This window comes from Flavobacterium azizsancarii (genome assembly GCF_027980145.1).
GTDB classification, from domain to species: Bacteria; Bacteroidota; Bacteroidia; order Flavobacteriales; family Flavobacteriaceae; genus Flavobacterium; species Flavobacterium azizsancarii.
The window spans coordinates 48,348-62,058 of record NZ_JAMZNK010000024.1; the positions used below are offsets into that span (position 1 = coordinate 48,348).

Annotated in this window: 3 protein-coding genes and 1 pseudogene; all 4 read left to right on the forward strand. The window is 38.1% G+C overall.

Annotated elements, in window-relative coordinates; genetic code table 11:
• Window positions 1–92 precede the first annotated feature (92 nt).
• Window positions 93–677, forward strand: a pseudogene (locus tag NJT12_RS14705) (SDR family NAD(P)-dependent oxidoreductase).
• A gap of 975 nt (window positions 678–1,652) precedes the next feature.
• The gene (locus NJT12_RS14710; protein WP_271336672.1) at window positions 1,653–2,159 is read left to right on the forward strand and encodes a DUF4402 domain-containing protein; all 507 of its coding nucleotides are present in this window, start codon (window positions 1,653–1,655) and stop codon (window positions 2,157–2,159) included.
• An 84-nt stretch (window positions 2,160–2,243) separates the two neighbouring features.
• Window positions 2,244–3,104 (forward strand): fimbrial biogenesis chaperone, encoded by an 861-nt coding sequence (locus NJT12_RS14715; protein ID WP_271336673.1) that lies wholly within the window; start codon window positions 2,244–2,246, stop codon window positions 3,102–3,104.
• A gap of 52 nt (window positions 3,105–3,156) precedes the next feature.
• Window positions 3,157–13,695, forward strand: a complete 10,539-nt coding sequence (locus NJT12_RS14720) for a beta strand repeat-containing protein (protein ID WP_271336674.1) — start codon at window positions 3,157–3,159, stop codon at window positions 13,693–13,695.
• The last annotated feature ends 16 nt before the right edge of the window (window positions 13,696–13,711 follow it).

Consider the following 13,711-nt stretch of genomic DNA (forward strand, 5'->3'; position numbering starts at 1 on the left):
TTCGGATATCTTTTCTCATAATTTTTAATTTAAATGTTTAGTATTTTTTAAAAATATCCATAAAAGAGATAATTAGTAATGGAAGCATAGCCATTGCGGTACAGGCCAATGTATCGAAAGAAGCCGATGTGACCAGGTTGTTTAAAGAAACCGTGAAGTCTTTCGACACGCTCGATATTTTAGTAAATAACGCGCTATCTCAAGGATACTCACCGAGTGAACTCATTTCAATAGAAAAATTTCATCTGGCTTTTAATGTAAATGTGCTGGGGCCAATTCTGACTATCCAGACATCTCTGAAACTTTTTGGTGATAAGGGTGGAAATATCATCAATATCAGTTTGGGTGCAAGTAAGTATCCGCTGCAAAATGCCTCTTTGTACTCTTAAAGTAAAGCTGCACTGGATGCCTTCACAATTGTTTTATCTAAGGAGTTGGGTGTTAAAAACGTTCGTATCAATTCTATTTTGCCGGGAGCTACGGAAACAGAGGATGTGGCCAGTTCGGGTGTTATCGTTGGCAGTGATTATGAAAAGATGTTTGTCGAAAAAATACCACTTGGCCGCAGAGGACAGCCTGCATATATTGCGAAAACCGTAGTATTTCTGGCTTCCGATGACGCTGCGTGGATCACAGGAGAGCAAATTTCCGTTTCCCGCGGTATCTATGGTTTTTAAAGCCGTACCAAAAATGAAAGATAAAGAAACATATGATAATACCTGAATTATTGGATTTGATTGAGGAGCTCAGCAAAAAGCTGTAAACGTCATGGCGCCAGACCAGGGAATTTGTACGCAGGGAAACTGGTTCGGGATCTTAGTTCAAGCACTGAGAAGGTCAAAAGATCGAGGACTATTTTGATCTTATTAGCGCCATTAGCTTTTGAAAGGACAAATTAACTAAAATGGGGAGTTTATCGACACGCAAGCAATGGTTCTTGCTTCCGAAAAGCCGGTGGTCCGTCTTTGATGATACAGAAAAGGATAGTTTTTAGAGCGAATTAGGAAGGTAATTTCATTGTGACAGTAATGGTCAATTGAACTGATTTTTCCAACCTACAAAAAATAATACGTTTAAAATATTTTTCTTTATTCATTATATATGAAAATGATAAAAGACAGATAAACCTATTTCATTTGCCAGTTTTTTTCATCCCGGTTAACTTCATAACCCGTTAGTTAAATCTAGAATGAGAATTCTCAGATATTTAATTAAACCATCTTTTTGCCAGACTGATGTAGATTAGAATTATAGATAAAACATATGAAAATATGCGCTAAATTTAAAAAAGGAAGAAATAAGCTACGTCATTAATTTTAACATATTTATTCACTTTTTCATGTCTGATTTATAATTTATCTTACTGTCATTGAGTTCGTTGCTGTTTTAGAAAAAACGAACTTAGAATAATTTCCGTTCTCATAGATCAAAACAGTTAATTAAACATATAAATTTAATAATTTTCAGTTTATCGATATATTTGATATACATTTGATAATATAAATTGTAAAAATATAAATAAAATATAAAAATAGGTAATTCGTTTTCGTATAGACCTATGCTGTTTATTGTCATTTTTATAGCTGTTTATTCTTTGTCCCCTCATTTTAATTTCGCAATCTAATATTAATAATTTTATACCTACTCTCATCATGAAAAATTTAATTACTCCAGCAAATTTATGCCTTTTAGGGATCTTGTTTACCTCTTCTGTTTTTGCTCAGGCTACAGCTACCGCTACAGCTTCGGCCACAATAGTCACACCAATAAGTATTACTAATGCTTCTGATATGAATTTTGGAAACATAGCTACAGATGGAACCGTTGGTACAGTTGTTTTAGCTCCGGATAATAGCAGGACTATTACAGGGGGGGTAACTTTGCCTGCAGCTTCAGGTACAGTAACTGCAGCAGCTTTTACGGTTTCTGGTTCTGATTCGTATACCTATGCCATTACTTTGCCATCATCAGTAATTATTGCAAGTGGTACTGACCAAATGACTGTTGATAATTTTACCAGTACACCGGCAACAATAGGAACATTAAGTTCTGGTTCAGAGACTATAACTATTGGTGCAACCTTAAATCTGGTGGCTTCACAAGCTGAGGGATCGTATACTTCTGCAGCTCCTTTCGCAGTTACTGTTAATTACAATTAATAAATACATTATTAGAATTAAAAAAAAACTGTATTTAAATCTAACAGTTACAACTTTAGATTATTAACACTTTATCCTCGTATTATGAATAATACCCTCTTTATGAAAGTTGGGGTTACTCTTCTTGTACTATCATTTATTTTTACAGCGGGGCAATTAGTTGCCCCATATGATAGTGCAGGTCAGGGTGATCTTATGATAATGCCACGCAGGGTAATTCTTGATGCAAACAAAAGAACACAAGAATTGACCGTTGCCAATACAGGATCTGACAGTACAAAATATCTCATTTCTGTTATACATTACAGAATGCTTGAAAATGGTGCTTTTGAGCAGATTGCTCAACCGGATTCGGCGCAGCATTTTGCAGATAAGAATTTTAGATTTTTTCCACGTACTGTTACACTTGCCCCCAATGAATCGCAAACAATTAAAATTCAGGCAATAAATACAAATGAAATGCAGCCAGGTGAATATAGGTCGCATCTTTATTTCAGGGCAGTTACAAAAAATCTGCCTGCAGAGAAAGAAGCTTTCAAGCCACCAAAATCGATGTCTGTACAACTTGTACCCACATTTGGTATTGCTATTCCTGTTATTATTAGAAGCGGTGCTTTAACTTTAAGTGTTAAGCTTGAAAAACCGATGTTTTCAATAAGTACAGCCGGGATACCTCAATTGAGTATGTTATTTAAGAGAACTGGTAATATCTCTGTCTACGGAGATATAAAAATAGAACACGTTTCGGTAACTGGAAGAGCTACACAGGTTGGTATTGCAAAAGGTTTTGCGATTTACACTCCTAATTCTGTACGTAATTTTACCCTTAATTTAGACAAGAATTCAACGGTGGATTATCGTAAAGGAAAACTCAATATTATATATACTACTTTATCTGAAACAAAACCAATAGTAATCACTTCTTCACAAGTTGATCTCCTTTAGTTCGAAATAGCTTTCAAACGAATCAATCTTTGCTAATTTAGCCCTTCAGCACATGAAAACAAAAATTATTTTTGCTTTATCGTGTAGATGTATGCTTGTCATTTTTTTATTACTCTCTGTTAATACAAAGCTTTTTAGTCAATCAATCACTAATTATGCATTTGTTGGTACTACAGCGGCGGGTTTTACACCAATTACTGGCGGAAATACAACAACATGGACAGGGTCTACAGATGATGCAGTATCTGCACTTATCCCAATAGGGTTTGACTTTTGGTATATGGGTATACGATATACCACTATTGGAGCAACTACTAATGGATGGCTGACTTTGGGAACTGTTGCAACTGATTTTGTTTATAACAATAATTTATCTGCTTCGGGATCACCCAGACCGGTGATTGCCCCTTTGTGGGACGATCTTGATATTGTTTCTACGGCAAATGTTACCTATAGAACAGCAGGAGCAGTGGGTAATAGAGTTTTTACAATACAATATCTTAATACAGAATGGAATTATTTAGCCTTAGGCGCGGTATGCTCGTTTCAGGTAAATTTTTATGAAACTACTGGAAAAATTGAATTTGTTTATCGTTCTGATGCTTTTGCAGTAAACGCTCCTTCTGCCTCTATTGGGATAACTACCGCAGCTACGGGTTCGGGAAATTTTTTATCTGTAAATAATGCAGGTACCAGTGTAAGTTCTACTACTGTTGCAACTGTTACCACCAAACGGGTAACCGGCAGAACATACGGATTTACCTCGCCAATACCTATTACCCCTGGAAATCTTAGTTTCTCTGCAATAACGCTCTCTTCGATGACACTCAACTGGAACGACCTCTCTACAAACGAGAGAGGCTTTGTTATTTATCGTTCTACAGATGGAGTTAACTATTCTTTTATAAGTCAGACTGCGGCCGGAGCGACCTCTTCACTTCAAACAGGGCTGACTGCAGCAACAACTTACTATTGGAAAGTATATGCCATTACGGAAGGAGCAATGAGCAGCGCTCTTAATGGAACTCAGGCAACTACCTGTAACGGTCCTGTAATATCTCAACTACCAGTAACAAATTTAATCTCCTATTATAAATTTGAAGGAAATGCAGCAGATGCTACCGGTAACAATTCCGGCACTTTGCAGGGAGGCACACCTACACCGTCTGTTGATCGGTTCAATAATGCAGGAAAAGCTTATGCTTTTAATGGAACGACTAATTATATCTCTACTACAAATTTATATGTAAATCCGGCTTCTGTAAGTGTCTCTTCCTGGTTTAAAACTACCTCTGCTATTGGTGGAGCGTTAATTGGATTTTCGAGCCTTCAAACCGGTGCAGGAGGTACCAGAGACCGATTTGTTTATATGACTGGTACAGGAGTATTATATTTTGGTGTAGCACCGGGCGCAGTAAAAAAATATATCAATACCACTACTGCTTACAACGATGGGAACTGGCATATGGTTACCGCTACCCTTGGAGGGGGGGGTATGAAGTTATATATAGATGGTGTACTTTCTGCAAGTGATTTAACGGTAACAGCTGCTGAAACTACTACCGGATATTGGCGATTAGGATATAGTGATATTTCTACATGGCCCAATGAATCTTCAAGTTATTTCTTTCAGGGAACCTTGGATGATATGGTGGTATACCACCGTGAATTATCTGCCTCAGAGGTAAGTGTACTGTACAATTCGCCAGATGGTGCGGGAAGTAATTCTCCGGTTTGTGCCGGAGCCAATCTTAACCTTACTGCTTCTTCTATATCAGGAGCTAGTTATTCATGGACAGGTCCTAATGGTTTTACTTCTTTGCTGCAAAATCCAAGTCTTACTTATTCAGCAGCATACGCAGGTACCTACACAGTACAGGTAAACGTAGCGGGATGTGCTGTTACTACAACGGCCTATACAAATGTTGTATCTACTACCTCAAGTGGACAATGGACCGGAAATGTGAGTAACGATTGGGCTAATGCCGCTAACTGGTGTAGCGGAACCTTACCTACAGCTGCTACAGATGTGGTAATTACAGCTGGTGCAGCCAGAATGCCAAACATTAGTACCAGTGTAAATAGCCGAAGTCTTACCATAAATAATGGAGCAAATTTAACATTGGCAGTTTCAGGTACCTTAAATATTGCTGGCAGCTTAATAAACAATGGCACTTTTACCAATACAGGAACTGTAAATTTTAACGGAACAACTGGTCAGCAGACTTTTTCAGGCCTTACTTCATTTTTTAATCTAACACTCAGTAATAGCAGCGGATTGTTATTGCCCTTAGGTATTACGATTAATAATGACCTAATAATTGCTGCGGGTACGCTAAATGCAAATAATTTCAATATTAGTATAGCCGGGAACTGGACAAATAATACATCAGGTACAGCTTTTACAGCGGGTACAGGTACAGTTAGCTTTAATAGTACAACAGCCAAAGTCATTGGAGGAACTTTTTCAACCACTTTCAATAACCTCATTATAGCAAATGTTGGAAACACTGTAAGTCTTGCTGTCAATGCCAGTATTACCGGAAATCTTTGGGTAAATACGGGGACTTTTGATTTGGGAGCCTTTACGGCAAACAGAGCTACAGCTGGCGGTACACTTACCCTGGCCAATAATGCAACACTAAAAATAGGAGGTACTAATACTTATCCTTCAAATTATACGACTAATACTCTGGTTACGGCCAGTACAGTTGAATATTCAGGTACTAACCAAATAGTTGCCAATCAGGTTTATGGTAACTTGCGATTAAGCAGCTCTGGCGGTTTAGCAGTAAAAACTTTCCCCGTGACAGCCTTAACCATAATTGGTAATTTGACCAGTGCGATAGGTGCCGGAACTTCGGTAATCTTTACGGCAGGTTCGGCCATTACAATAAATGGAAACACTGTAATAGGAGCTTCTACGACCTTTAATGGTGGCAGTTTTATTCATAATGTAGGAGGGAACTGGATCAATAACGGTACATTTAATGGTAACACAGGTACGGTAATTTTTACAGGTTCAGGCACTACAGTAAGCGGACCGGGGACTCAAAATTTCAATAGTCTTACGGTGGCCGCATCTTTGGTTAGTTTTTCAGCAGAAGGGCTTACTTTATCAGGAAATTTAGCCACAACCGGATCAGGATCATTTATTCAGGCATCTGGCGGAACTTTGACGATGACCGGAACAGGTGTTACTATTAGCGGAGTTTCAATCTCTGTCGATAACCTTGCTATTAGTGGATCAGTGACAACAACCTCATCTATTATCTTAACGGGTAATTTAGCAGTGAGTGGAAGTTTTACTGCCAGTACGGGAACTATTATCATGAGCGGAACTTCTAAATCCATATCGGGGTCAGGGACTAAAACTTTTTATATCCTTTCTCTTACCGGTACAGTTACTACTGCTGTAAATTTTAGCATTTCTTCAGTTTTACTTGTCTATGGAAGTTTAACGGCCTCAGCAGGAACAGTAACTTTTACAGGAACGTCTAGTTTGAGCGGAATTGCTAATTTGTTTAATGTAACAATCAATGGAACTTCCTTTCAGCTATCTGCAAATGCAAATCTGGGTATTGCCGGGGCACTTACGGTTACAGCAGGTACACTTAATGTAAGTGCAACGCCCAACACCATAAATTTTAATGGCAGTGGGGCACAAAGTATCAATGCAATTACCTATAATAATTTAGTAACGAGTAATGCGGGTACTAAAACAGCAGCCGGGGCAATAACAGTAAATAATGATATAACAATAGGATTGGGTACCACGTTTATAGCTGGTACTTTTACACATTCTATTTATAACAATTGGTACAATAACGGCATTTTTACTGCCGGAACTAGTACAGTACAGTTTCTTGGCAGTCAGAATTCAGTAATTAGTGGAGCCACTACCTTTAATATTGTAACAGTTAATAATACCAGTTCGGCTATAACGCTTACTTTGCTGAGCAATATTTCGGTAGCTACGATTAATATGACTAGTGGTACTGTGCATACAGGAACCAATACATTGATTATAACAACGACAAGAACAGGCAATGGTATTATATTGGGAACGATAACCCGAAATCATGCCTTTTCATCCGGAACGTCTTATGCTTTTGAAGGACCTAACAACCTCATTACTTTTACTCTTGCATCAGCTATTAATAGTGTAACAATAACTGCCATAAGTGCCCCTGTTAGCGATTTTCCATTTAATGGATCAATAAACCGTACTTATACTGTTACTATTCCTTCTGGAACATATGATAATGCAACACTTCGACTTCATTATGAAGACAATGAACTTAACGGTAGTAACGAAAGTACCATGGCTTTGTGGCATTATAATGGAGCTTCGTGGGGATATAGTGGTAAAACATTCAATAATACGACAAGTAATTATGTGGAGCAGACATTGCTATTGAATATCACCAACCGTTGGACTATCTCTGATAATTCAAATGTGGTACAGTGGAATGGAAGTGTCAGTACAGACTGGAACACTGCAGCTAATTGGACAGTGACCCAAGGCTCAGCCTCAGCACCTCCTGCGGCTACTGATATAGTAAATTTGGGTACTGCAACTTTTACGAACCAGCCTACTATAAGCACTGCGGTAACGGTCAAAAATATAAATTTTGGTAGCCAGAAATCCGTAACCCTTTCAATGGCAGCAGGAGGATCGCTCGTTTCATCTAACATGAATGGAATATGGAGTACCAATGCTACACATACGCTAAATGTAAATGCACAAACCATTAGCGTTAATGGAGACCTGGCATTGAGTGATGGTACCTCCGGCCATGCTATTAATTTAAATATTGATTCTGGAACACTAAACATTATTGGAGCACTAACCGAAAATGGCAATGCCAATATTACCTTTACAGGGGCAGGAAATCTGAACATTGGAGGTGATTTTAATTATGTAAATGGCATTTTTACACCTGGATCCGGCACAGTTACCTACAATGGAAGTTCCAATCAGAATGTGGGTATTGTAAATTATAATAACCTGATGATTAATAAAACGGTTGCAAATGCAATTGCTGTTAGTGCTTTAACCATTGCAGGTGATCTGAATATTACGGCGGGTGAATTTGATAGTAATGCCGCCAGTGTTATTGCCGGAAATGTAAATATTGCTTCCGGTACTATTTTTCAGAATAACAGTACTGTAAGTGTTGGAGGTAACTGGAACAACAATGGCTCTTTTGCATCAAACAATTCCGGAACCAGCGTCATTTTTAATGGAACGGGGACACAAACAATATCAACAACCTCCTTTAATAATCTTGTTTTTAATAAACCTGTAGGTACTCTTGCCACATTAACAGGTAATGTAACGATCAACGGTAACCTTAACGGGACTTCAGGAACCCTTGACATTCAATCATATTATTTCAATAGAATTACACAGGGTGGTACTGCCACATTAAATGATGATGCTACCTTAATTATTGGAGCAGACAATGCGCCAAACAATTTTTCAAACTATATTTTAAGTACCGGAAGCAGTGTTGTTTTTAATGGAATAGGGACACAACATTTACTATTGCCAGGGGTTGTTTATGGAAATATAATTTTCAGAAATTCGGGAACAAAAATATTATATACGCCAATTACCGTCAAAAATAATTTAACAATAGAGAGCACCGCTATTTTTAATGCCGGTGCCAATACGATTACTCTGAATGGGAATTGGTTCAATAATGGGACATTTGTACCTGCAGCAAGTACGCTATTGCTTACAGGCGCGACAAAAACCATAACAGGTGATACTACATTCAATGGGCTAACTGTTACAGGAAGTTACACCATCTTAAATAATGTCACCTTTAATGGATTACTAAATATAACCAGCTCGGGATCGCTCAGCGGCGGCGCAGGTATTAGTACTGTTGTTAATGCCGACTTAATCAACAGTGGTACATTGTATACCTTAGGTACCACAACTTTTACCGGAACTATTCTACAGACCCTTAGTCTTATTAATGCAGTGACAACAGTGGCTATAACAGTTAATTTTAATGGTTCTGTTTCTCCCGTATTAAACTCTACCTCAGCTCCACAATTTGGCTATCTGAATATCAATAATACAGCAGGTGTTAATGCGAGTGTTGGCTGGACTATTGCTTATGCCCTTACGATAGGGAGCGGTGCATCATTTAATGCAGGCATATCAACTCATAATTTGCTGGGCACTCTTACCAATAATGGCATAATAACAAGTGCAGGTACTTTTAATTTTATTCCTTCCTCTGCAGTGATGCTTAATATGGGAACTAATTTTTCAAGTACAGGAACTGTGGTTTTTGGCGGCACGGGAGCTATAACACTTGCCGGGAATCCCGTGTCATTACAAAACGTGCTCATTTCAAATACAAATCCGGCAGGCATTACTTCTGTTTCTAATCTCACAATTAAAAACAATTTTACCATTAATAACGGATCGGTATTTAATGCAGGAATTTATAATTATTTACTTGGGGGGAACCTATTAAATAATGGTACTTTAAATAGTGGAACTTCTATTTTTACTTTAAACGGAAGTGCTGCTCAGGACTTGTACTGTATTTCTCCTTTATATGGTCTTATCATAAACAATAGCAGCGGAATTGTTACGATGTCCACAAATATAACGGTTAACAATACCCTGAGTTTTACAACAGGGAAAATTAAAACAGGTAATTATGTAGTTATTCAACCGGCCGCAGGTTCAGTTTTAGGAGCAGCCCAAAATACAGGCTGGATCTATGGCAGCTTGCAGAAAAATACAGGAACCGGAGTAATTACCAAAACTTTCGAAATAGGAAATTCGACTAACTACCTTCCTGTTTCTGTGGCTTTTGCCAATATTAGTACTTCCGGAGATTTGACAGTGTCTACTATTGAAGGCGATCAGCCCAGCATAAGCAATTCACTGATCAATCCTGATAAAAGCGTAAACAGGTATTGGACAATAAATAACAATGGAATTATCTTTAGTACTGCTAATGTTATTTTTAATTACCTAGCAGCAGATCTGGATGTGGGAGCCGTTACAAATGCTTTTGTTTTAGGAGAATACAATAGTGGTTCCTGGAATTATCCTATGGTTACAGCCTTAACAGCTACAAGTCTTACAGCTGGTGGAATTACCAATTTTGCAGATTTCCAAATTGGGCAATTAACGATTTCTATTAAGACCTGGGACGGTGGTGCCGGAACGATTAATTGGGGAGATGCAGCCAACTGGAATGTTGATGGTGTTCCTACAGTGAATGACAATGTGCAATTAACCGGTGCCTATATTATTAACATTAATGTTCCAGCCATAACTAAGAGTCTCTTACTAAGTGATCCGGATCTGGTTTTAAGTACTATTGGTGTAAATACACTTTCGATTTCGGGAGATCTGACACTGGCCTCAGGAACATTTAACATGGCTGGAGCATTTCCATCAATAACAGGCCTTGTTGATGTATCGGCAGGAACTGTGGGCTTTACCGGATTGGGGTCACAAACCATACCGGCATATAATTATTATAATCTGGTAAGCAGTTCAACTGGCACCAGAGTATTTGCATCAACGGGTATAATTGGGATTACCAATACATTTACTCCAGGGGTGAACAGTTATACGGTTGCGGGAAGTACTGTCAGTTATAATGGTAACGGAGCTCAGACAATAGCGGCGACTGCCTATAATAATCTTACACTGGATAATGCGGGTATAAAAACCTTTGCAGCAGGTGTTACCCGTATTACCGGCAGCCTTATCAATGCAGGTACAATTACCCCGGATGCATTATCCAATGCGGGTACTATTAGTTATAATGGTACTTCTGACCAAACCATTGCAGATATGGTTTATTACAACCTTGACGCTTCAAATCCATCAGGTATTGTAACGCTGCATGATGTAACTGTCAATAAAGTTTTTAGTGTAAGTCTTGGGGCTGTTCATATAGGAAGTACAAATGATGAGCATAAAATTAATGTTTATGACGATATTATTATTGCCAGCGGAGCAACTTTAACCATATCTCCTTCTTCAGATGCTACACATTCGATCAATATTGCCGGAGATATAATCAATAATGGGGTAATGGATATGACTGCTGATTCAAATAGTCTGGCTACTGTGAGTTTTATAAGAGATGGAAATCAAACCATATCAGGATCAGGCATTAGTGATTTCCATCAAATCATAGTAAATCAAGGTTATAACAATGCCAATATACTTGATGTAACGACTTCCGGATTTGTTGTTCCAATCGGTTTTTTGACTTTAAGTAATGGAACATTTAAACTCGATAATACAAGTTTGGATATAACTCCATTTGCAGCAGATATTGTCAGTGACCATTATTTAATTCCTTCAAGCGCCGGTTTATGGGTAAATGCAGGAACAGTTAATTCATCTTCTATGAATTGGACTGTTGCAGGATCCGTACAAGTAACGGGAGGAACCCTGAATATGGGAAATGCGACAGACAATGTAGTGATTCCTAAAAATCAGGCACAGTTTTCAGTTTCAGCAGGAACATTAAATTTGGCTTCGTCAATTAGTAATCCTGGCGCAACATGGAATTTTAATATGCAAGGAGGAATTATGAATGTAAATACATTTGGAAGTACACTAAGTAGTATTGTTCCTTTTAATATGGATGTTGTCACGGATGCTTTTAATGTATCAGGAGGAACAATCGTTATTCAAAATTCAGGAGGAACTGCAGGGCAGAATCTGGGGTATCAAAACCTGTCTGCAGCTGGTACGGGATTTACCGGAGGAATGCTTCAAATGGGAAATTCTGCTACTGCAGGAACTCAGATAATGGGTATTAATACCACTAGGCCGCTTTTTAATTTACAAGTGAGTAATGCAGGTGTTACAGTTCCTTTGGTAGGTAATGATTTAACAGTTAAAAATAATGTTACCATTACTGCAGGTACATTGGATATAAATGACAGGCTTATAGCCATAGGAGGAAACATCACTAGCAGTGGAAATTTTATTGTTAATGAGGGAACTGTTGAAATGAACGGAACTAATCCACAAACAATCGCTGCATCCGCTTTTACAGGAAATCTGATCAGAAACTTAACCATTGCCAACCCGGCAGGTGTCGGGCTGGCAGGCCCATTAAACCTGACAGAAATATTACTTGTAAACACGGGCACTTTAAGTTCTGCAGGCAATCTTACGCTGATTTCAACAGTGGATAAGACAGCGCTAATTGACGGAAGCGGTCAAGGGGCAGTCTCAGGAAATGTTACCATGCAGCGTTATCTGGTTGCAGGATTTGGCTATAAATATTTTAGCTCACCTTTTCAGAATGTTACAGTAAACAGTTTTGCATCAACAGTAGATTTAAATGCAGGTTTCCCTAATTTCTATAATTACATTGAAAACAAGCTAAGCAGCGGATTTACTTCATATACCAATCCTTCAAATCCATTGTACCCAATGCAGGGCTATGCCGCAGATTTTGGATCTGCTACAGTACAGAAAACGGTAATTATGACCGGACTTGTAAATAACGGTAGTCTTTCAACTACGTTATACAACAACAATCAACCCTATACCAAAGGATTTAACCTGGTTGGAAACCCTTATCCTTCTCCTGTCAATTGGGATTCGCCAACAGGCTGGAACAAGACAAACATAGACAATGCTATTTATTTCTTTAACTCCGGAGCAGTAAGCCAGTATACAGGGGCATACAGCTCTTATATTAATGGTGTTTCCAGCGATGGACTTACAGTTCCTATTATTGCTTCTATGCAGGGATTTTTTATACATGTTAGTGATGGTGCATATCCGGTAGCAGGAACACTGGCAATAAATAATACTGCAAGAACAGACGATCTTTCACCTGTTTTTCATAAATCAACGATGCGCACAGCTAATTCTGATTCTGATAGAATTCTGATTAGAATCAGTGCTAATTTTTCAGATCATACCCAGTCAGCCGATCCATTGGTTGTTTATAGGGCTAATGAAGCTAGTTCTAATTTTGACAAGAGTTATGATGCTATAAAACTGATGAATATAGATGATCAGCTGCCCAATTTATACTCCATAGCAGCCGATAATTCAAAATTAGTAATCAATGGACTTTCCACAATAGATGGGGCAACAGTAATTCCTCTTGGAATAAAAACCGAGCGAGATGGTACAATAAGTTTTAATCTTCGGGATATTGAAAATTTGCCTGTACATCTTAACCTCTATTTAAGAGATACTCAAACGGGTATCAGTAAGGATTTGCAAAAGGATCCGGTCTACAGTGTAAATTTAAAAAAGGGAATTATAGAAAATCGTTTCTTTTTGTTTTTCAAGGCTGTAGATGGTGTTATTGAAAATAACGACAACATTTTTATGGCCTACGGGTCAGGTGTCGATATGTTTATTAAAATTAAGCTTGTAGATGAGCAGCCTGGTAAATTGCTTATTCATAATATTCTGGGTCAGGAAATATCAAGTACTCCAATAAGTGGAAACGGTGAATATAACCTGGGGCATCTAACATCAAATTTAGTGTACTTTGTTAGTTTTATTACTTCGGGTAGTAAATATACCGTTAAAATAATCACTGCTGAGCAATAAATAAAAATAAATGATG

What these genes read in the sequence shown, in the direction of transcription:
- NJT12_RS14710 (WP_271336672.1), top strand. Translation starts at nt 1,653, where the DNA reads ATGAAAAATTTAATTACTCCAGCAAATTTATGCCTTTTAGGGATCTTG.
- NJT12_RS14715 (WP_271336673.1), top strand. Translation starts at nt 2,244, where the DNA reads ATGAATAATACCCTCTTTATGAAAGTTGGGGTTACTCTTCTTGTACTA.
- NJT12_RS14720 (WP_271336674.1), top strand. Translation starts at nt 3,157, where the DNA reads ATGAAAACAAAAATTATTTTTGCTTTATCGTGTAGATGTATGCTTGTC.